Here is a 21,531-nt window from a genome sequence, read left to right as displayed (position 1 = left end):
CTCCCCCACTGCTGTAACAAAAAACAACTATCCCCCGATAGCGATCGCTAAAGGTCGAATAATTGTAAATTTTTGTCAATGGGTGCGGTCAGATCGAAGAATCATCGCTAGAATGAGCCTAATTGTCAGGAATTTAGTTAAACAAGGTTTTTGGCAATATGCTAATCTGGCTAACAGGCTTTTGGGCGTGATATGGGAAAAAGTTCTGGCAATCGCACCTAAATGGAGTGATATACGGAAAGTTTCCACATATTGTTACTTTCAAGAGTGTTATAGAGAAAGTTGACCTATAATATGTAGTTAGTTTGACTTCAACCCTGCAAAAATTAAAACCCAAAAAGCCATTTGTAGATATAGTTAAGAAATTTCAATATATATGTCTCCCCAAGAACTTCAACAGATCGAGTTAGATATTCAGGACTTGCGCGAACAACTAACTGGACTTCGTAGTGCTTTGGCTAAAAGTCGTCCTGAAGATAAAGCTATGTTCAAGCAGTTAATTCGCGACAAAAGAAAAGAAATCCACAATTTTGAGCAGGAAAAATGGGAGATTATTGCAGGAATGGTAGCAAATTGGCGTATCCCTGATGATGAGGCACAGCAAATTGTTACAGAAACCGTCATAGAAGTACAAGCAGTATCTGGACAAACACATGATGTCCCGTCAACAGAAATTCTAGAACTTCTTCAGAAAATTTTAACTAAGCTAAACGAGCCAGGAAAGCCTGCTGCTGCCAAGTTAAAGGCTGCATTTTCGATGTTACCACCGTTTGTATCGGTAAGCTATGAAGCTGAGCTTGATACGGAGATTACTTTTCAGCGTTATCTACCCACCTTTAGTAACTGGATAAGGGAGGCAAGAGATCGCCTAAAAAAGTAGAGATTCCCAGTAATACGCCCGATGTATCTGCGATTAAAACATCCCATAAATATTCAGGGTATTTTGAAAGTCTCATCAAAAAGCAATCTCAAGATTTCATCGGCAGAGTTTATGTATTTAATGCGATTTCTAAATTCATTAATAGTAGAGAATCAGGATACTTCCTGCTTACAGGAGATCCTGGTATGGGAAAAAGTTCAATCCTAGCTCAATGGGTTATAGACAATCAATGTATTGCCTACTTTAATGTCAAGAAAGAAAGAGACAAAGCATCTGAATTTGTTGAGAATATTATTGAGCAGTTGAATCATAGGCATAATATTAAGGCAGATTTTAATGACAATAGGAATGAATATTCTAACTTGCTCTTGTCAGCACTAGAAAAAGCTTCTCAGGAAAGCAAAGAAAAAATAGTCATTGTAATAGATGCACTTGATGAAGTAGATCCTTATAGTTGTCAGGGGGCTAATATACTTTTTTTGTCCGCTAATTTGCCTAAAAATGTATTCATTATTATGAGTGAAAGGCGAGATACGCCTGCTCAATTATCTGGAAAGCATCTAGCTAATGAAAGTCTGAGTCTTCTTGATTCTAAGTATGAAGCTGATACCAATCAAGATATTCGTAACTATGTTAGAGCAAAAATAAATAAAACAGAAACACTTCGTAAGCAAATAGAAATAATTGCAAATTCAATTAATGAATTTATTGATGTAATAACTGAAAAAAGCGAGAAGAATTTTTTGTATCTTCGCTATATGCTACCTAATATTGAAGAGGGGGTTTATCAGAGTATTACTAAACTTGATTCCTTGCCTAAGGGGCTTCAAGACTATTACGAAAAACACTGGGAGCGCATGGGAATGATGTCTAGCCCTCTCCCCAAAACAAAGTTATATGTGATTTATCATCTTTCTGAATCATATAGAGCAATCTCTCGTGAACAAATTGCGAAGTATATTGAAGAGACAAATATTACGGTTCAAGAAATTTTAGATGAGTGGCTTCAGTTTCTTCATAAGCAAAATATTAAAGATGAGATCTGTTACAAAATCTATCACCAAAGTTTTCAGGATTTCTTGAATCGTATTGATATTATTCAGGCAGCGGGAATCGATCTCAAAGAAATTAATAAGCAGAAGACCAGAATACTCAACAAGATTTGGAGGAATTTACGTGATTCAAAATAATTTCCTACTAAAACTACAAGCAATACCTAATTCTGAGAAAGAAGAACTTTTAGATTTACCAAGGTACTTTGTCAAGACCTGTGAACTAGATGAATATATAGGTATATTACTAGATTTTCAGTTCGTTACTGCAAAGATATCAATACTAGATATTGAAATTTTGGATGATGATATCAGAGTCTCATTTAAAAATGTCGAACCTTTAATTAAAGACTACGATTTAGTCGATTATTCTGATCTGCCTATTTCTACAGAGGATAAATCAGACCTGAAAGCGATACAAAAAATTTATCGCTTGGCAACTACTTTAGGTAGTGGTCTTCCTGGATTGGAAGATTGGCTAGAAGAATCACAGGCAGAAGAGACTAGCAAACAGAATTTACTTGAACACATTAACTTCTCTACATACCGAAAAATTCAAAATCAACTAGCTGGCCAACTATGGGGAAGATTTTCTTATTCATCATCTTCTCAGATGATACGCTCTTTACTGGATCAAGCAAGAGATAGTCAAAATGAACCTTGGCTCAGACCAGTATTTCCTACTCTAACAAATCCAAGTAGTTACCTAAACAGAGTAATCACTGGACATCGAAGCAACATTACTGCCATAGCAATTACTCCTGATGGAAAACATCTAATTTCTGGGGAAATGTGGGGAGAAATCATATTATGGAATCTGGAGAATGAGACTTTTATCAGAAGATTTGACAACCACAAAAGCCCTCAAGTAGATTTCCTTGATCCTATTGCATACTCTCTACAGCAAAGATTTTATAACAACTATATTGTTGATATTGCAGTTACTCAAGATGGTAAATATTTCATTAGCGGTTCTTGGGATGGAACTCTAATTGTTTGGGATTTAGAAAAAAAATTAGCTGTACATCAGCTTGTTCATAAGGACTATGTAGCATTACAACAGAAGAATTTATTTGCAGAAATACAGAAGAATTCTCGAAATATAAACCCAGAATCAGAAGATGAGTTTATTGATAGTTACTCCAAATGGCGCTGGGATATCGGAGAAATACTTCATTCTTTTATCCTTAGTGAGGATAGTGATCTAATCATTGCTAGCTATTTCGATCAAAGTCTTATAGTTTGGGATATTAAAACAGGCAAAGAACTCCACATACCAACCTATCCAATCTTAAATTACCACGCCTATGACGCCTATAGTCGAGCCACATTTAGATTGATTTCAAATATAGTCGAAAAAATACCCCATAGTAACCAAATGCTTCTCAAAACATCCGCAGAGGATGTATTAATTTATGAACTAGATACAGACAAAAAACTTAACTTTGTTGCTACTATTGAAATTTGGGATGATGATATCAGAGTCTCATTTAAAAATTTAGTAGCTGCGCCGAATGGAGAAATAATAGTATTTGAAAGTGGTTTGCATTTTTGGGTATGGTCAGTTCAAACAAGAACATTTCTTAAAAAAATAGATAAACAGAATCAAGATAATATCCAATGTTTACAGATTACACCAGATAGCAAATGGTTGATTTCCATCTCATCAGACAAGACGTTAATTGTTACAGATATAGATACATCGAATGTAATAGCAAAAATTAGTGAACAAGCAATTAGAGGGGAATGGAAAGTTATTATCTCTCCTGATGGACAAGACATGATTGGTTATGTAGGAGATAAAAAAATTAAGATATGGGATCTCAAAAAGTTGGAGAGCTTTTATTTTGATGATTCGATTGAAGATGAATCTCAGTTTGGAAAAACTGTTTATGATATTACATTTACACCAGATGGTAAGAAGATCGTTTTAGGAAGAGGTCAATATAAAATTAAAATTCTTGATTTGGCTGATAATTGTAGTCAGTTATTAGAGATAGATGGAAACAAGGTCTTTTCTGATTATCAATATATCCGATCTATTACTGTTTCACCTAATAGCCAAAGAATTATTTCATCATCTGGAGAAGGTAATGTTCATGTTTGGGATATTACTTCAGGGCAAATGCTTACAGAGTTTCTTTGCCATCCTTTAAAAAAGGATAAGATTAGAGATATTAATTCAATAGCAATCACGCCAGATGCAAAGTATATTATTACTGCATCAGCAGATAATTCTCTAAAAATATGGGAATTACAGCAAATTAAAATTCTAAGGAACGGGCAAATTATTGTTAAGCCTTTACTATATAAGGAGCTTATTGGTCATACTGATGAAGTAAAATCGGTTATGATAACTCCAGATGGAAAGAGAGCAATATCTGGCTCTCAAGATGGAACGGTTAAGGTATGGGACATTTTAACAGGTAAAGAACTTAACAGTTTTAATTGTCAATCAACAAACTCTGGCTTTGGGGTGGGTAAGGCAATTCTTTCCTTTGATGGGAAGCAAATATTTTCTGTTCACGAAAGAAATCTTGAAGTTAAGATATGGTATCTTGAATTTCAGGAGAATAGTAAGACTCTTGATTTAAAAACAGGGTCGATTCCGTTTGGTGATGGTTTAAGTAGTCGTACAGATGGGCATGGACAGCCAATTACTGATATTGTTGTAACTCCTGATAATCGATATCTTGTTACCTGCTCCTATCATGACTCCACTGTCATGCTCTGGGATTTGCATGATCTTTTTCAGCAAGACCTACCAATGTTTGGAGATCAGACAATAAAATATCGTCCTAAGCTTCTATCTAGTTTTTCTTTTGAGACTCTTTTGAACTGTTGTGCTATTTCACCTGATGGAAAAACAATTGCGGTTGGTGATGAATTTAATAATGCTCATATACTTCAAATCGAAAATATCGAATTTGACAAATCTCTTGATTTAGCCATGATTGCCTCAGTAGATAAGTTAAGCTCAAATTTAACATTTGAAGATAACATTATATCTCTTGAATTATATAAAAAAATCTTAGACTTAGAAGAAAAGCAATCAATTAGTAAGTTTCCGCATTTAAAATTATTTATTTTTAATTTCTTTATTCCTTTTGCTTTTATCATCGTCAATTCTCTAACTCAAATAGAGCTAATTTCAATTTATTTGCTTAACCTGATTCCTCCTTATTTCAACTTATCAATTTCTACATATTCCATAAGAGCAATTATAGTTTTATCAATAACATTATGGTTGTGTGCTGCGGCAATGCGGAGTTTAGCTGGCAAGGCTAGAACAAACTTGAACAGAATATCTAAAAATACAGAAAATACATTTAAAGTATTATTATTCCTTTTCCCTGCCTTTTTTATTACTCCAATTCTTGCAGACATAGGTTCTATAAATGGTAGAAATCTTGCTTCTAAAGAGTATTGGATTCTTTTTATTATAGCAAGCTTTTTTGTATTTATCTTTACAAAAATAGAAAGATATGTTAGAGCCCAGCCATTAGATTTTATTAATCCTATTGTACTTATAGGCAGTTCTTTGTCACCTCTACTAGGAAGTCATCAAATTCTTGGTTCTATTTACTGGTCTGTTGTATTTTCTATTTTGTTTTCTAGAATTATTGATGCTAGTAATTGGCTAGTACCTTTAAAAAAGGTTGTCTATTTTATATCAATTTCTTGCGGTATTGTGTTTGCTCTAGTCATGAATCATTATAGTGATTCAGTATATTGGGATGCAACCATACCAGTGGTATTAGGTATATCTATATGGAATATTGCCTTTCACTCAGACGAGTCTTACTCGTTGAAAAATCCTCCACTAATAAGTTTGACTTTAGGTGTAATTATTGGGATTATTGTAAATTCGTTCTTCGGTTCAACATTTCTTAAATTCATATCTTCTAGCCTTGTTAATATTTGTTCAATCATTGGCTTTTTAATGGGAGGTGCTTTAGGGTTAATAGGTGCAGGGATTATTGCTGGTGCTATGTTTGGCTTAATTTATATCTTATTCATTCTTCCTCTTTCAATTGTTGATGAAGGACTTCAAAGGCTTATAATTCAGGTTAGAACCCGCACAAATTGAAGTCCCCTCTTCGTATTTTCACTATTAACTAAAGTCCTGAAATTTATTTATTGCGATCGCCGATCTTGTAGGGTGCGTTCCCTAATGCAAGTGCTACTGCTCCAGCGATCGATTTTTGGGGAACGCACCATGCCCATTGATTGAAGCTGTGGGTTTAAGTGCGATGCCGCCCTTGTAGGCCTAGTTGGGGAATGTTAGCGAAGATTCCCGATGTTTAGGTTAAAATAGAGGGCAAAAGTTGCCCCAGGGTCAAGCCAATGACAGTTCGACAACCCCGCTACAGCAAAGAAGAATTCGCTCGACGTGGTAATGAGATTTATGAATCTCAGGTACGTTCTCAAGTGGAGGAGGGAAATCAGGGGAGAATTGTGGCGATCGACATCGAAACTGGAGCGTTTGAGCTTGCCGACGATACGATTACTGCTACCGATCATCTCTAGGAGCGTGTCCCTGATGCTCAACCTTGGCTGATTCGGATTGGACATAGAGCCGTCTTCCGTTTTGGCAGTCGCAGCCAGAGAAAACCCGTATGATGTGTGGGGATGGGTCTTTTGTATGGCTTTAAACTTCAGATTGAGGCAGTGGAAGGTGGGCGCGTTACAATTGAAGCGCTATGACTCAGCCAAAGTTATCGGTGAAGACGGTCTAACTTTACCGTTATACTGAATCGGTTTTTCATAGCATGATTAACCCCCAATCCCACTTGAAAAACCCGCTCCCTTCTCCCCGCCCTCCTATACCTTTTAAACAGGATTTAGTATGACTATCTAGGGTTTGCTGAATAAGTACGGGCGAAGCATTCGGATAGAAAATCTACGTTTTCACCGATAGGTTATTGCCCGAATGCTTCGCCCCTACAGGACGCGGGCCGATGAAGACGCAAGGTTTTGAACGACGATTCTCTCAAAATCTTGCACCTGTTTCGCTCGTAAAGCCCAAAAACCCTTACTTTGCCTACATTTCAAATTTATTCAGCAAACCCTATCTAAATTACTGGTTAAGACTGTCTATGAGCAGGGAGCAGGGAGAAAAAACCTGACTACTGACTCCCGATCGCCGACAAAACCTATCCCAAAACGATCGAATCGCGCAGGGATTGAATTTCCTCGGTTTGTAAACGCGCTCCAAAAGTAGAAACCACCCGGGCAGCCGCTAGAGAAGCGAGATTTCCCGCTCCTTTGTAACCCATACCGTGGGTAATACCGTAGAGAAACGCACCTGCATACATATCCCCTGCACCGACGGTATCGATCGCCTGTACGGGATGGGGGTCGATTTCCAGCAGATTTTCGCCATCATAGATCAAAGAACCACTAGCACCCCGGGTGATAGCGAATCCTTTGGCAATGGTTTTAAAATAGGCGATCGCTGACTCGATTTCCTCGCTGCCGGAAATAGTCAAAGCTTCCGACTCATTAGCGAAAACGAAATCTAACCCGGTTCCGATCATTTCCAGTAATCCCTCCCGGAAGAAGATCGCCATATTGGGATCCGACAGGGATAAAGCGGTTTTAACTCCAGCAGCCTGAGCAATTTCTCGCCCTTTAATAGCGGCAGCTTTGGCAGTGGGAGAGGTGACGAGATAACCTTCGAGATAGAGATAATCGGCATTAGCGATCGCTGAGGGGACTAATTCCCGTTCGGAAATTTCCCCAGTGATGCCGAGAAAAGTATTCATGGTGCGATCAGCATCGGGAGTCACAAAAACTAGACATTTTCCCGTGATTCCCACCTCTTTTTCGCCGCCGTGTTCATTGGTATGCAAACCACAGGCCCGCAGATCTTGTAGATAAAACTTGCCCAATTCGTCATTGCCCACTTTACAGGAATAGAAACCTCTACCCCCCAACTGAGCGATCGCTACTAGGGTATTCGCCGCCGATCCGCCGCCGCTGCGTTTACAATCAAAAGCCAATTTTTCCATCAACTGGGTTTGACGATTTTCGTCCACCAGCGTCATCACTCCTTTATCGATGCCTAATTCTTGCAGTAATTCAGGAGAGACTTGAAATTCCATATCGACGAGCGCGTTACCGATCCCATAAACGTTGTATTGTTTGCCCATAATTTAGTCGATCGCCTAAAAATACTTTGTTATTGATAGTAGGGAAATAAGGGGCAAAAAGCTAGGGGCTGTTTTCAGCCGGAGAATACCATAAACAAAAATAATGGGTGTGCTAGTCTCACACCCCCAGTAATTTGTGTTAAGTTTTGTTTAACGAAGCCACTTTAAGCCTCATCGTAGGCTTCTAGATCCAACAGATAAAGATAAGGTTCGGCTAATTCCTGCCTTTGAAAAGCGATCGCTCGCAACAGATGCCAATCCCGCAAAGCCTCGAAAGGGTTACTATACTCATCTTTTTCTAGTCGTTCGGCTAAAGAAGCAATATCAGCGGCGGTATATTTGGCAATATCTTGATCAGTGAAGCTTATAACTGTCATTTCTGCACCTTCCTCGACCTTTGTTCTATTTCTAGCCTAACATATATTCTGAGTTGAAAAAATGCCTTGACCGCCAAGTTAAGAACTGTAAATGGAAGGGTAATTGTGGTACAATTCCAGCAAAAAAGCTATTTTTGGTTGATCTTCTATGAAAACAGCCCTCATTACCGGTGCTTCCACCGGTATCGGTGTCGTCTTTGCCCGTCAACTTGCCCAACGGCAAATGGAGCTAATTTTAGTCGCTAGATCTAGGGATAAACTAGAACAATTAGCAGCGGAATTGGGGGAACAATACGGGGTAAAAGTGACGGTTATCGTCCAAGATCTGACCGTTGCTGGAGCGGGAAAGCTAGTATATGATACGGTGAACCAAAAAGGAATCAACGTTGATTTACTGGTCAATAATGCCGGTTTTGGTGATTATGGGGCTTTTAGCGAACAGGATTTAGCCCGACAGTTAGAAATGATCCAGTTAAATAATCTGGTACTGGTGGAATTAAGCCACTATTTTCTTCGTCCGATGCTTGCTGGTGCTGGGGGGGCAATTATCAATGTTGCTTCCATTGCCGGGTTTCAACCGCTGCCCTATCTTTCCGTTTATGCGGCGACAAAAGCTTTTGTCCTCAGTTTTAGCGAGTCTCTCTGGGCAGAAAATAAAGACAAAGGCGTTGAAATCCTCGCTCTTTGCCCCGGTCCGACGGAATCTAATTTTTTTGAGGTGGCCCGATTTCCCAGTGCCTTTATGGGCAAAAACCGCCGGTTAGATTCGGCGGAAGTGGTGGTACAAGAGGCTTTAACTGCCTTGGCAAACAAACGCCCCAACGTGGTAGCTGGTAAATTGGCTAATAAAATTATCGTCAATCTGCCCCGTTTTTTGCCCAGAAGTTGGATCCTGTCTTTGATAGAAAAGCAATTCAAGCTATAACTAGAATCAAGCGAATTAGAGCAATTGCTGATAGGATTTTAAGGGAATACCTGTCCGGTTTCTTACTTCGATGGCCGAACGATAGACACCGTTTTTTTCTCTTTCGGCGACAATTTTATCAGCCACGGAAAAGTCAAGACCGAGATTGACTAATTCCGCAACGGAGTAGTAGTTTAAACAACGCCAAGAAACGTCAACTTCTTGGCGAATATCGTAGGCAAAGATAACCAAAGGTTCTAATTTTTTGAGATAATTTTCTGGTAAACCAGCTAGGAAGTGTAATTCTTCTAAATGGGTAAAAATATGTCCTTCGTTACGGACAGAAACGATATCATTGGCATAGACAATCGGCAACCCTAATTTATAAACCAGATCGTTGGTGGAACAGCTGTTAATATCAATTTTTTCGAGAGGAGAGGATGACTGTCTGGAATTGGTTCTATTTCCCGAAGCTATTGGATGGGAATTAAGCTGTTGACGGATGTATAAACCCAGTCCGATTTGGGCAAACCAAATTACGATAAAAGACTCTTGTGTAAGGAAAATAAGGGAGATAATTGTCAAGGCAATGCCGACGGATAACCAACTTTGGTTATTAGTTTTTTTGCCAGCATTAGCAATGGCAAGTCCCCCGAAAACTGGGACTAAAGATAGCCAGATCCACTCGGAAGATTCGGGAGGGCGAGGAGAGAGATTAGACATATTTTTTTAAAGAGAATCTAAATATTTTCTGCGTTTTTCTTCGTATTCTTCAGCAGTAATAATTCCCTGATCGTAAAGTTTTTTAAGCTGGAGTAAAGTAGCGGTTTTTTGCTGGGCTGATTCTGGCAGTCCTCGCTCTCTACTGCTGGGGAGATAGTTAGGATTATATTTAGCATCAAAAGCTTGATCTGACATGATGATTAAACCAATAAATTCAAAAAAAGCAATGATGCCGGGGATAAAAGTCCAGAAGAAAAGTAGATAAAAAATACCTGCCAAATTCTCCCCTAGATAAAACTTATGGATGCCAAGATAACCAAGAAAAAAGGCTAGTAAAGCCGCTATAGTTCTATTTCTCATAATTTTTGAGATTTCCCTAATTTAGCCAAAAGAAAGTATAAAACCACGATGCCTGCCTGTAATTCCAAGAGAGTAATATAACCCTTGATTAGATAATTTAATTCTAGGGAGGAATTAAAGGCAAAAACTAGCACACCCAAGACTAAAAAAGGCAGTAAACGCCAGCCAGACTTGGGTATTTTTATTACCGTACTATTAACCTGATTCATGGGCTAATTCTCTAGGTTGGTCTTTTTCGGTGATAGTCGCAAAATCGCTCTTTGTCAAAAGTTGGTTTGATTAACTTTTAGCATCTCAACCAGAATATTATGGGCATCCTTGGCTGATTCTAGGGTGCGCTCAAAAGGTATTCTAATTGTTTGACTCTCCCCTAATTTTTCTATGGCTAAATCCATGCCTTCGGGATCGATGGAGAGCATTTGAGCGGTTTCTGCATCGGTAATATTACCGTAAACTTGAGCGTAGAAAAGCACGGCATCACCGTGATCTTTATTCATGTGTTTACAGATGCGATCGCTAATGACGGGAGTGATAGTTTCAGACATAATGTTCTGGAAAAAAATCGATGATAAGGTGGGGACAGATAAAAGCCAGTTCTAAATCGAGGCCAATGGGGGGGATATTAGCTAGGGTAGCGTAATTAATCGCTAATTGCCAGATAATTTGGGCGTGAGGATGGCAGGTATCAATAATAAGTTTAATATTATTTTCTTGACAAAAATCCTTAATTGTGCATTGCTCTAATTGTCCCACTTATGGTCAATCGGGGCAGAGAGTAAAGTCTGGGGCTGCCCGTGCAGTTAAATTGCCTGTTGAGATGAAACAAGAGGTAATAGTAAAGGGATTGGGTGAGATTCAGCTAATCTCAGGATAGGCGATTAAAATGCCTCTTAGCTTAAAATCTCACACCCAGTCCCCACTAACAAACTTTTTCAGTACACCCTATGTATTTTATCGTTCACAACCGACAACAGAAGCGGTGTAGGTATTACCGATATGCTGAATACCATTGACAAAAAGATTGACTAAGAAAGGTTGATCATTTGCCCGTACTGTAGCAGTAATTGTTAAGGGTTTATCAGGTTCGATTCGTACTCCATTAGTATTAAAAAATTCCTCGTTAGTTTGATCGCTATACTTGAGAAACAGCCGGATATCAAAGGAAGCAGCCCGGGGAACAGAAACCGTAACGATAAACCTCTGAAAACTTCTCCCCCCCGGCACTGCCCAATCGGTATTCCAATTATTACGAGTTATCGTGACACCGAAAGGCCCTGGAACAGTGGGTTGTGAGACAGTTTTCGTAACTTCACTACCTTCACCGCCTAATAGAGAAAGTGGCCGACAATTTTGCGCCGCTGCCGGTAGATGTAAGCTTAATAATACTGCCGATAGACCTAAGTAGAAAAGCACGGCATCACCGTGATCTTTATTCCTGTGTTTACAGATGCGATCGCTAATGGCGGGAGTGATAGTTTCAGACATAAGATTCTGGAAAAAAATCGATGATAAGGTGGGGACGGATAAAAGCCAGTTCTAAATCGAGGCCAATGGGGGGGATATTAGTTAGAGTAGCCTAATTAATCGCTAATTGCCAGATAATTTGAGCTTGGGGATGACAGACATCATTAACGAAGGCAGGGGGCGGTCGGCAGGGGGCGGTCGGCCGTTTTTGTAACGGGGATTTATGCCCCGCTCCCAAAACTTTTCGCCTTAAGGCGAGGTTTTAGACCCGATTTTTTCGATAACAGAGTTTACCCACAGATGGTGGAATTAAACCGATGCTCTGGGGTTGACCCTTCGGCTTCGCTCAGGGTCATTGATATTCTGGTCGGATTTCATCCCCCGCAAAGGTGAGTATCTTGTCGAAAAATCTAGCGGGGGCATTCATCCGACATTTTAGGTAAGATCCAGGGCTGCCCGCACAGTTAAATTGCTTGTTTAGATGAAACAAGAGGCAACAGTAAAGGGATGGGGAGAGATTCAGCTAATCGGATAGGCGATTAAAATGCCTCTTAGCTTAAAACCCCACACCCGTTCGGACCTCGGCGTGAGACTTCGGTGTGAGACTTCGGCGTGAGCTTTTGTCGAACGCTCAGTAGTTGGCGTTGTCAGATCAGAATATGAAAGATGCAATGCAATCCTTGCTATCAAGGTAATTTCAGTTCCAAGCTGATTCGGATCATCTTTCAATTTGACAACGCCTTTCCACCTCTTCGACCCCATCTTGCTCCCAAAAATGAGCGGACGATGAGTTAAGACTCTTCCTCACTCTTGATGGCAGGACAAAATGACTGCGATAATCATACCGTTACTGCGGTTTAGCACTCTGTGTAAGGTTTTTACGACCTAAGAGTAGATATACGGAAGGAACAAAATATAACGCTATTAAAGTGGCGCCACCTAACCCACCGACAATACTAATCGCAAGAGGTGGCCAAAAACCACTGGGATCAAATAATAAAGGGATAAACCCCATTATCGTGGTTAAGGTGGTCGCTACCACATGACGAGTTGCACGAATCACCACATTTCGAGTTGCTCGACGTGAACCAAGGCTGGCTTGAGCATCATGACGCAAAGCGTCAAGAATTACGATTGAATCATTAACACAGATTCCTAAAAGTCCAATGATCCCTAAAATCGCTGTAAACCCAAAAGGATAATTAAACAAGGCCAATGATCCTAAACCTAATCCTAAAGATAAAATGGCAACTATGATAATAATACTAGCCATACGGAAAGAATTAAAAGTGAGGACTAAACTGGCCACCATAACGATCGCTAAAACCCCAAGAGTTGCAATCAAATTACTTAAAGCATCCTGACGTTCTCCTTGTTCTCCGCCAAAATCCCATGAATAACCATAGGGTAACTGAAAATTACTCATTTCTAATCGTTTTTCAAACTCAGAGAGTACTTGTTCTGGTAATACACCAGCCGGAATAAAACCCTGTATGGTATTCATCCGTTGGCCATTACGACGTGAAATAGCAACAATATCGGGGACAATTTCCACATTTCCCACCGCTGATAAGGGAACAATTGTCGATGAAGTTGCAGAATTTCCTGAAGATAAGAGGTTTAATGAGCTAATTTCAGCTAGATTGCTCCGTTGACGATTAGAAGTCCGAACTCTCACAGGTAGTTCTTTTGTTCCTTCTAAAATCGAGCCTCCGACTGTTCCCTCTAAACTGGTGTCTAATTGACGAGCAACGGCTCTTTTATCTAACCCTGCTAAACGTAGCTTTTCTTCATTAAGATTGACAGCTAATTTGGGCAAACTTTCGCTTAAAGTGGCGCGAGTATGGATAATATCAGGGGTTTTAGCTAATTCGGCGCGAACTTGATCGCCTAAAGCCTGTAATTGGGCTAAATCTGACCCATATAAGCGTAATTCAATCGGTGCATCAAAAGGAGGACCCTGTTCTAATTGTCGGACAATAATTTGCGCTTGGGGAAAGGCTTGATCTAATTCTTGCTGTAAGGTGCGAATTAACCCACCCGACTTGACGTTTTTCTGAAGTTGAACAATTCCTTGAGCATAATTAGGAGATTGTTCTCGATTTTGTAAGACATTGTAGTAAAAAGAGGGCGCACTTTTCCCAATAAACCATTGAACGTCTTGAATTTCAGGATGCTGTAAGATTAACTTTCGGGCTTGCATCACTTGAGACTGGGTTTCGGGTAAAGACGCACTGATGGGTAATTCAAAGGTTAAATGAAATTGTTCGCGATCGGTGGGGGGAAAAAACTGTTGTTGTAGGGTAGGAAAGCTAATAAAACCCCATAAGGGAAGAATAAGAATAAGGGAGATCGCTAATAAGGGACGTTGAAAAGTGCGATCTAAACTCCACTTATAAAGGGAGGTTAAACGAGAATGGGTAAATCCGCTTTGCCACCAATATCCATTTGTGGGGGTTGGTTGCCAATGATGTAATCTTCCCGCTAAGGCAGGAATCACGGTGACAGATAGAATAAACGAGCTAATTAGGGCTAAAATTACGGTTACTCCAATCGTTCCCGTAAATTCTCCAGTTGCTCCTGAAGCGGTAGCAATGGGCAAAAAAGCGATAACACTGGTAAAGGTAGAAGCGAGTAAGGGAATAAAAATATGATGTACGGTAGTAGCAACGGCTTTGAGCGGTGATATACCTTCTTCTTCTTTTAAAGCCATTTGCACCTCATCAACCACAATAATCGCATTATCAATTAATAATCCCAAAGCGATAATTAACCCTGTCACCGAAATTTGATGTAGGGGAATGCCTAACACCTTCATACTGCCAAAAACCATCAAAACTGATAAAGGAAGGGATGTTCCCACGATTAAAGATGACTTCCAGCCCATGACCACAAAGGTGATCCCAAAAACCAAGATAGCACCAATAATCAGGTTTGATAAAACCGAGTCCAGTTGTTGCTGCACATAACGACTTTGATTAAAGATAATGTGTAGGCCAATTCCTTGAGGAAGGTTTTTTTCAAATCTTTCTAACTTAGCCTTGGCGACTGTCATCCAAGAATCTAAGCGTCTATCAGATTCCACAAAAGCAGCAATTGCGATCGCCCGTTTTCCCTTAATCATCGCGACTTCTCTGGGGGGATCTTCAATTCCTTTACTAATATTTGCAATATCACCTAATCGCACTACTTGACTAGACGAACCTGATTTAATTGATAAACGATTTAAACGGTCTAAAGAATCTAATTCTCCTTCAATTTCCAGCAATAAGTTACTTTGTTCGCTTCGTAATTGGCCGGCAGCAACTTTGGCATCACTTTCTAAGATTTGTTGAGATAGGGACTGTATGGTTAATCCTAAATGGGTTAATTGTTGGGGAGCAACTTCAACTCGAATTTCCTCCGTAGGATTGCCAAATAATTCAACTTTTTCTGTTCCTTCAATTAACCGTAAATCATCTTCTAATTCTTGCGCCCAACGGCTCAAAATGCCATAATTCGGAGGGCTTGATAATTGCCAAGTTAAAGCAACAATTAAGGCGTTGGCTTTGGGTTTTGATTCTTCAAATTCAGGGAGAGAAGTTCCCGATGGTAATTGAGAAACAGCATCATTGACTTTATCACGAATTTGTGACCAAACGGGATCAACATCGGTAATTTGGTCATTTAATTCAATGGTAATGCTGGAGAAGCCAAGCTGAGAGGTAGAATCAATATTTTGAATTTCTTCAACTTCTAGTAAAGCTTGTTCTAATTTATCAGTAACTAGCGTTTCTACTCGTTCAGGGGTTGCGCCTGGAAATTGGGTGTTAATGACCGCAAAACGAGGGGTTAATTCGGGATCTTCCATACGAGGTAAACTGAAAAAGGAAGATAAGCCCCAAACGGCGATCGCCAAAATAGTTAAAACTAATAATCGGACGTTTTTATAAAAGATGGAAGACATAGGAGAATGATGAATTAAGAATTGAGAATTATGAAGTTCGGGGGAGAAAGTAATAAGTAATAAGTAGGGTTTGCGGCAAAAAGTTTTTCCTGGGGGCAGGGTGTGGGGTGTAGGGTGTGGGGTGTAGGGTTTTACCCATTTTCAGGTGGTCAATTACCTAATTTTCAGGGAAAAAGTCCCGGAATTTTCTCCGCGATCACTCCCAGATCTGGTACTTTTTGATTTCCCAAAAGTCTAAAAGTCTTACCCAACAAGGTTTTTAGATTTATTCAGCAAACCCTAAGTAGGGAGGCACAATTATTTGTCGGATGGGTTAGCGGTAGCGTAACATAATCGGGCGTTGGGTTTCATGCTTCAACCCAACCTACGTTCTGCTCACTGTTTACTGTTTACTAATTGTTACCTTTTGCCCCGAAATAATGCGATTTGTGCCATTAGTAATCACTTTTTCGGTTCCGTCTAATGTTCCTCGCACGAGAACTCGCTCCCCATCGGTGTATAAAACCTCCACATCCCGACGTTCTACGACAAATCCTTGGGCTGCATTCCCATCTCCTAGGACATAAATCGACCATAATCCTCGAATTCCCTTAACAAGAGCGGTACTAGGTAGCCAATAACCCGAAGTATTAATGTTTTGTTGCCATTTCCAGGTGACAATTTGTCCAGTGGTTAGCAGCGGTGAGGTAGCCTCGCCGCTACTTCCTGCTCCTTTAACTTGAAAAACCACCGTCACGGTACGACTAGCAGCATCTAGTTCAGGTAAAATTGCCTTAACGGTCGCTGAATAAGATTTTTGGTCAATTTTTAGGGTTTGTGATTGTCCGATCTTAATCTCAGAAGTCAGGGACGTAGGAACACCAATATGGGCTTTAACGCCGTCTAATTGTACCAAACGCACCACCCCTTGACCCGCTTGTACCGCCGTTCCTTGATCGAGATAACGTTTTTGAATTTTGCCCGAAAAAGGGGCTTTAAGAACGGTCTTTTCTAAATCAAGTTCAATACTAGCTAAACGACTATCTAGCTGTTTAATAGCTGCTTTTTGGGCTTCAATCACTTCCCTGCGAGTCCCTGCTAACAACTCATCCAGTTGACTTTGAGCCTGTTTAATCCTTGCTCGCTGTTGAGTTAAGATTTCAGGGCGTGTTCCTGCTAATAGCTCATCTAATTGGCTCTGGGCTTCATTAACCCTTGCCTGTTGACTATCCATATCTGTGACCACTTCGTCAAACTGTTCACGAGAAATAGCCCCTTGCGTATAAAGATTCTGTCGTCGCTCCTGTTTACTACGAGCCAAAGCTAATTGTGCTTGCAGGGTTTTCAAACGCGCTTGGGCTGCCGCAATGGTTTCAGTGCGAGGTCCCACTTCCATCTCTTGTAGTTGAGCTTTTTCTTGAGCCAAATTTGCTTGGGCTGCGGCAATGGTTTCAGCACGAGAACCCGCCTCCATTTCTTTTAATTGTGCTAAAGCCTGTTGTTTTTGGGCTAATAAGTCTTGTGTTTGGGCGATTAATTGACGGTCATCTAAACGAGCAAGGGGCGTTCCTTGATTCACCCATTGTCCTTCTGTCACCAGCAGTTGAGTCATTGTTCCTCCTCGTTCAAACCCTAAATCACTGGTATTTTGAGCGACAATTTCCCCAGTGTAAGTTCGAGACTGTTGATAAGCATTGACCTGTACTAGCTGGTCGATTTCAACGGGGAGAAGATGTTTATTTTCAGCAACCGAAGGGGCGATTGGTTGAGTTGGTTGACTGATTGACCCAATCCCATAACCGACTCCTAACAATAAAAGTCCCCCAAGATACCATCGCCGAACCCCTTGGAAACGGCGTTTTGATTGTTTTTGAGGTTCAGAAGAGGTGGCAGTGATTTTTAGGGGATATTCCGACATAGGAGGTGACATAGGATGGTTATCTGGCATAAGTCTATTCATTAAAGAATTTAACGTGAAGACGGGGATGGGTCTCAGCTTATCTACAACTGCTGTCCTATTCTTTCCGAATTTTATTTTTCAAACGACACCCTACGGCAATAATGCCTAAACTCATTAAGCCAAGGGTAACAGAAGGTTCAGGAGTCGAAACAATTCTCAGTTGCAGGGGAAATTGAATAGAAACCACGGGATTTAATGGGCCAATTGAGGGATCGATAAAAACGTCATCTGGGACAACGGCGGCATCTTCACTGACTAATTGTACTTTATTAGAACCCACATCGACTAAGAAAGCATTGGCTAATCCGTCAAATTCTCCGAGCAGGCCAGCTACCTTAGAAACACTAAAGGGATCACTAATAATCGCTTCAGAGTCATCATCAGGAGCGGTGGTTGCGCCATATTCTAAGAATGAATAAATATCGCTATAACCAAAGCTAAGAATTTTAGTGTTGTCCAACAATAAAAAGCTTTCTACTTCCTTAGGATTAGCGGCATAAATGCGTTCTTCTAGAGAAGATGTAGGAGAGGAAAAATAGTTCTGTCCATTGATATCATCTCCTAAATTCCAACTCTTGGTAAAATCCCCGTTTTTAGGACCAAAACTAAAGCCAATACGACCGACATTAATACTGTTATTGGTGAGGAAAGTCGCAAAGTTAGAAAATCCTGTAATATTATTTAACAATGTGGCGGCTCGGGTTGCTCCTAAAGGATTAACCAAATTTTCGGGACTAAAATCAATCCCCGCAGCATAATAGGGGGCTGGATTTCCGGGTGAATTTAAACTGGTTTCAGTGTGACCGGCGCCATAGCCCACAAATCCTTGAGGAGTCGGGTCTGTTCGTTTTCCAAATAACCGCAAACAGTTATTAGAAGCAATAGGCCGAGTTGCAATAAATTGGATGGAACTAAAATCAAATAAATCACCTGTTTCACAACTAGCAGCACGAGTGGGAAGGGGAGCTAATAAAGTGGCTGTTCCAGCGGTAGTTAGCCCAAGCAATAAAGCAAAATGACGCATAGACATGAGTTTTTTCCTAATTCAAAATAGAGAGATTCTGAAAAACCTTTTGTAGTTTTTGCTGATCAGCATATTTCTAAATTGCTGAAGATTAGAGATTTAGATAGATTAATTTTAGATTTGATGATTAAGTTTTTTTAAGTTCAATCTATCTAGACATCATCTAAGTAGGGAGGCACAATTATTTGTAGGATGGGTTAGCGGTACCGTAACCTGTGCGGGCGTTGGGTTTCATGCTTCAACCCAACCTACGTTCATCTTATATTTAATTCCACCCACCCACTTATATCTAGTTTAAAATAGGAAAGTCCTCAGCAAAATGGAGAATCTTTGGCAGAAGACGACTTTGACTGCGATTAACAGCCCGAAGGTATCGACTAATGTGAATCTCTTTCTTCCTTTAATCCGTTTCCCCGCATCATAACCCACCTCTTGATTAATCATCGTGGCGGTTTTGACCGATTGGCTGTCTAAAACTCCCGCGCTCGCCGCCGTTAGATGACCTTCCATCGTCCTGACGTAATCCCGGAGACAGTTATGGATTTTCAGCCATGTTCCGTCTTGAGTCCACTTTCTCAAGTAGTAGTAAGCTAAGACGCATCTTAACCGCCTATCCTTAGATTAGCTAAATCTCCCCTAATCCCTTTACTTTTGCCTCTTGCAAGAGTGCAAGAGTGCAAGAGTGCCTCATCTCAACAAGCAATTTAAATGCGCGGGCAGCTTATACTGTCTCGTCGGGTAGTCCTGGGGCAGCCACCGCCACGCGCATTACCTACAGAGGACGTAAAATAGGGCGTTGATGACACCGATGCAAAAGTTAGTTCGGGTCTAGGTTTTAAGAAATTCCGCCAAAGAAGATTGGCTCTCCTCTTATTTGTGTGATAAGTTTAACTGAATATAGGATCGATCAATCTTTGTGTCCTTTGTGATTCGTTCCACTCACTCGCCAGGAGGATTGTATCTTAGAATACATTTTACCCACCAAACCTAAGAGAGCCGAAGATTCATATCTCAAATCAGCAACGCCTTGCATGACTATGACTACTTACTCACCGTTCGCTCATTTCTCGAACCGAAAATTTGATAGATTGCCTCAAATGCAGTCTAGCAAACGCATTGAGCGTTCTACTCGAATATTTATTAGCACAAAAAGACCATTGGGAAGTTAACGAATTGATCAGGGTTTGAGCGAGTCAATTGGCGATCGCATTATCGGCACTTTTCTGCTTACCTTATTCGCTAAAAAGCATACAGGATAAAGGTAACAGCAATTTTAAAACCCTTCCCTTAAAAAATTAAGCGCACAATGAGTACTTAAGTACCTAGGCAAAATTATTTACACATGACGATCATTGCCCCGTAAGGGTTTTAGCTCGATCGGGCAGGTAATTAATTTTGCATGACTACTTACTATAATTTGAAGTGCGGAATGTGGGTTTTAAAAATTTGCGGAAAGACGCATCTCCGCTTGTAGAGCAAAGATAAGCTCAATACAGCACTTTCCGAGACGGATCATCCCATGCAATCACCGAAAGGCTTACTGTATAAGCACTTCAACCCTAGAAGTTGTACTTGAGCGATCAGCCAAGTGCTATAATTTCCTTATCAAGAATTAAGAAGATCAGGAAATCAGTTTTGTTTGTGATGGAGTGAAAACTATCTTTTGTGGTCAAAAAATTATCTATTTTGAAAATTATAGGAACAGTCTCATGCTTTTAACTCCAAACTGTAACCCTCTTAACTCCCTTAACTTCTCTCATTCTACGGCTAACTTTCTTAATGCCGTCCCTCAGCAAGAAATAGCTGAATCCATATCTGTTATTCAATATTTAATCAATCAAATCCCTGAATCTGTGTTGTGGATCGATTCCCAAGGAGGGATTAAGCATTACAATGATGCGGCTTGTGCTTTATTGGGATATTCCAGAGAACAGTTATCTAATTTGACTATAGAAGAAGCTGCTCAAGATTTTTTAAACTCAGATTGGTCTAGATACTGGAAATTAATTCAACGTCGAGGTTTTGGACGTTTGATCACACACCATCCTTATTATGGGGATCATCAATCCCTCGATATTACGGTTAACCTTCTCAAATATGGAGATCAAGATTATATAAGCATAGTAGCTCGTTCCTTAAATTTTCTAGAATCTGAAAAAGATGGCTACGCTTGCAGAATTCATCCTTCTGTTAACTCAAAACAAGCTCCTCAATCGTTGATACAGCCTTCTTCTACCCCGCAACCGAATTTCTTTGATTCTTTGGCTTCTTTCTACCCTAATAGTTCTCAATTAAAACCCGTTTTTGAGTTTATTGAGGCAAATTATAGTCAACCGATTACCCTCAATGATGTGGCTGGAGCGGCTGGTTATTCTCCTGCTTATTTAACCAATTTAGTTAAGCGTCGCACCGACAAAACGATTATTCATTGGATTGTGGAACGAAGAATGCTAGAAGCCCGATCCTTGTTACTGAAAACCCATGAGTCAATTACCAAAATTGCCGCCACCGTTGGGTTTACTGACCCCTATTATTTTTCCCGTCGCTTTAGTCAGTTACATAAAGTATCTCCTAAACGTTGGCGAGAAAAATATCAAACTCAAGTAGCTTAAATGATGGCTGAGTTTTAGGTTTTAGGTTCTAAGTATTTAAACTTTACACCTTACATAATCATGATTGAGGTGGGCAATGCCCACCTTAGTAGTGC

18 protein-coding genes and 1 pseudogene are annotated in these 21,531 nt (G+C 40.2%); 7 read left to right on the top strand and 12 right to left on the bottom strand.

The window, feature by feature from the left end:
* The 5 genes and pseudogenes from IM509_RS09925 to IM509_RS09905 all read left to right on the top strand — a co-directional run.
* Nucleotides 1-286: hypothetical protein (locus tag IM509_RS09925; protein WP_272079439.1), on the top strand; the 286-nt coding region annotated here is incomplete at its 5' end.
* Nucleotides 287-376: 90 nt separating this feature from the next.
* Nucleotides 377-880, top strand: a complete 504-nt coding sequence (locus IM509_RS09920; RefSeq protein ID WP_185237603.1) for a hypothetical protein — start codon at nt 377-379, stop codon at nt 878-880.
* Nucleotides 881-1,065: 185 nt separating this feature from the next.
* Nucleotides 1,066-2,070, top strand: a complete 1,005-nt coding sequence (locus IM509_RS09915; protein WP_185237604.1) for a hypothetical protein — start codon at nt 1,066-1,068, stop codon at nt 2,068-2,070.
* A complete protein-coding gene (locus IM509_RS09910; RefSeq protein ID WP_185237605.1) occupies nt 2,057-6,022 on the top strand; it encodes a WD40 repeat domain-containing protein in 3,966 nt (1,321 codons plus the stop codon). The genes IM509_RS09915 and IM509_RS09910 overlap by 14 nt, the downstream gene beginning before the upstream one ends.
* A 257-nt stretch (nt 6,023-6,279) precedes the next feature.
* Nucleotides 6,280-6,555: pseudogene (locus IM509_RS09905) on the top strand (hypothetical protein).
* 533 nt (nt 6,556-7,088) lie between these two features.
* On the opposite strand, the gene IM509_RS09900 reads toward IM509_RS09905, so the two are convergent.
* Both IM509_RS09900 and isiD read right to left on the bottom strand, forming a co-directional pair.
* On the bottom strand, nt 7,089-8,087 hold the full coding sequence (locus IM509_RS09900; protein ID WP_185237606.1) for an adenosine kinase: 999 nt from the start codon (nt 8,085-8,087) through the stop codon (nt 7,089-7,091).
* A gap of 164 nt (nt 8,088-8,251) precedes the next feature.
* Nucleotides 8,252-8,464, bottom strand: coding sequence for a protein IsiD (gene isiD / locus IM509_RS09895; protein WP_002732311.1), 213 nt, complete (start codon nt 8,462-8,464; stop codon nt 8,252-8,254).
* A gap of 148 nt (nt 8,465-8,612) precedes the next feature.
* Here isiD and IM509_RS09890 point away from each other — a divergent pair, with 148 nt between their 5' ends.
* Complete coding sequence (locus tag IM509_RS09890; protein WP_185237607.1) at nt 8,613-9,389, top strand: SDR family NAD(P)-dependent oxidoreductase; 777 nt, start codon at nt 8,613-8,615, stop codon at nt 9,387-9,389.
* A 15-nt stretch (nt 9,390-9,404) separates the two neighbouring features.
* On the opposite strand, the gene IM509_RS09885 is transcribed toward IM509_RS09890, so the two are convergent.
* The 10 genes from IM509_RS09885 to IM509_RS09840 all read right to left on the bottom strand — a co-directional run bounded on the left by IM509_RS09885 (nt 9,405) and on the right by IM509_RS09840 (nt 19,403).
* Entirely contained in the window at nt 9,405-10,091 is a 687-nt protein-coding gene (locus IM509_RS09885; RefSeq protein WP_052277680.1) for a helix-hairpin-helix domain-containing protein, read from the bottom strand.
* Between the two features lie 6 nt (nt 10,092-10,097).
* Entirely contained in the window at nt 10,098-10,451 is a 354-nt protein-coding gene (locus IM509_RS09880) for an NINE protein (protein WP_045357333.1), read from the bottom strand.
* Complete coding sequence (locus IM509_RS09875) at nt 10,448-10,660, bottom strand: hypothetical protein (protein ID WP_052277681.1); 213 nt, start codon at nt 10,658-10,660, stop codon at nt 10,448-10,450. The genes IM509_RS09880 and IM509_RS09875 overlap by 4 nt, the downstream gene beginning before the upstream one ends.
* A 54-nt stretch (nt 10,661-10,714) precedes the next feature.
* Nucleotides 10,715-10,996 carry a DUF2470 domain-containing protein gene (locus IM509_RS09870; protein ID WP_052277682.1) on the bottom strand — a complete coding sequence of 94 codons (282 nt, stop codon included), beginning with the start codon at nt 10,994-10,996 and terminating at the stop codon, nt 10,715-10,717.
* Nucleotides 10,989-11,204 carry a precorrin-6A/cobalt-precorrin-6A reductase gene (locus IM509_RS09865; protein ID WP_052277683.1) on the bottom strand — a complete coding sequence of 72 codons (216 nt, stop codon included), beginning with the start codon at nt 11,202-11,204 and terminating at the stop codon, nt 10,989-10,991. The genes IM509_RS09870 and IM509_RS09865 overlap by 8 nt, the downstream gene beginning before the upstream one ends.
* Nucleotides 11,205-11,402: 198 nt before the next feature.
* On the bottom strand, nt 11,403-11,936 hold the full coding sequence (locus tag IM509_RS09860) for a hypothetical protein (protein ID WP_012265816.1): 534 nt from the start codon (nt 11,934-11,936) through the stop codon (nt 11,403-11,405).
* Between the two features lie 826 nt (nt 11,937-12,762).
* On the bottom strand, nt 12,763-15,861 hold the full coding sequence (locus tag IM509_RS09855; protein WP_052277684.1) for an efflux RND transporter permease subunit: 3,099 nt from the start codon (nt 15,859-15,861) through the stop codon (nt 12,763-12,765).
* A gap of 382 nt (nt 15,862-16,243) precedes the next feature.
* Complete coding sequence (locus IM509_RS09850) at nt 16,244-17,770, bottom strand: efflux RND transporter periplasmic adaptor subunit (RefSeq protein WP_249264929.1); 1,527 nt, start codon at nt 17,768-17,770, stop codon at nt 16,244-16,246.
* Between the two features lie 85 nt (nt 17,771-17,855).
* Nucleotides 17,856-18,830, bottom strand: coding sequence for a PEP-CTERM sorting domain-containing protein (locus tag IM509_RS09845; protein WP_185237608.1), 975 nt, complete (start codon nt 18,828-18,830; stop codon nt 17,856-17,858).
* Between the two features lie 288 nt (nt 18,831-19,118).
* Nucleotides 19,119-19,403, bottom strand: coding sequence for a transposase (locus tag IM509_RS09840; RefSeq protein WP_185237609.1), 285 nt, complete (start codon nt 19,401-19,403; stop codon nt 19,119-19,121).
* Between the two features lie 1,130 nt (nt 19,404-20,533).
* Here IM509_RS09840 and IM509_RS09835 point away from each other — a divergent pair.
* Complete coding sequence (locus tag IM509_RS09835; protein WP_052278537.1) at nt 20,534-21,436, top strand: helix-turn-helix transcriptional regulator; 903 nt, start codon at nt 20,534-20,536, stop codon at nt 21,434-21,436.
* Nucleotides 21,437-21,531: the final 95 nt, after the last annotated feature.

It is taken from the genome of Microcystis sp. M31BS1, assembly GCF_020245285.1.
Lineage (GTDB): Bacteria > Cyanobacteriota > Cyanobacteriia > Cyanobacteriales > Microcystaceae > Microcystis > Microcystis panniformis.
Note: the sequence above shows the minus strand (reverse complement) of the source record. Positions and strands in the feature narration are given on the sequence as shown.

Coding starts and splice junctions, on each gene's coding strand:
- IM509_RS09920 (WP_185237603.1), top strand. CDS start 377: ATGTCTCCCCAAGAACTTCAACAGATCGAGTTAGATATTCAGGACTTG.
- IM509_RS09915 (WP_185237604.1), top strand. CDS start 1,066: ATGGGAAAAAGTTCAATCCTAGCTCAATGGGTTATAGACAATCAATGT.
- IM509_RS09900 (WP_185237606.1), bottom strand. CDS start 8,087: ATGGGCAAACAATACAACGTTTATGGGATCGGTAACGCGCTCGTCGAT.
- isiD (WP_002732311.1), bottom strand. CDS start 8,464: ATGACAGTTATAAGCTTCACTGATCAAGATATTGCCAAATATACCGCC.
- IM509_RS09890 (WP_185237607.1), top strand. CDS start 8,613: ATGAAAACAGCCCTCATTACCGGTGCTTCCACCGGTATCGGTGTCGTC.
- IM509_RS09885 (WP_052277680.1), bottom strand. CDS start 10,091: ATGTCTAATCTCTCTCCTCGCCCTCCCGAATCTTCCGAGTGGATCTGG.
- IM509_RS09880 (WP_045357333.1), bottom strand. CDS start 10,451: ATGAGAAATAGAACTATAGCGGCTTTACTAGCCTTTTTTCTTGGTTAT.
- IM509_RS09875 (WP_052277681.1), bottom strand. CDS start 10,660: ATGAATCAGGTTAATAGTACGGTAATAAAAATACCCAAGTCTGGCTGG.
- IM509_RS09870 (WP_052277682.1), bottom strand. CDS start 10,996: ATGTCTGAAACTATCACTCCCGTCATTAGCGATCGCATCTGTAAACAC.
- IM509_RS09860 (WP_012265816.1), bottom strand. CDS start 11,936: ATGTCTGAAACTATCACTCCCGCCATTAGCGATCGCATCTGTAAACAC.
- IM509_RS09855 (WP_052277684.1), bottom strand. CDS start 15,861: ATGTCTTCCATCTTTTATAAAAACGTCCGATTATTAGTTTTAACTATT.
- IM509_RS09850 (WP_249264929.1), bottom strand. CDS start 17,770: ATGTCACCTCCTATGTCGGAATATCCCCTAAAAATCACTGCCACCTCT.
- IM509_RS09845 (WP_185237608.1), bottom strand. CDS start 18,830: ATGTCTATGCGTCATTTTGCTTTATTGCTTGGGCTAACTACCGCTGGA.
- IM509_RS09835 (WP_052278537.1), top strand. CDS start 20,534: ATGCTTTTAACTCCAAACTGTAACCCTCTTAACTCCCTTAACTTCTCT.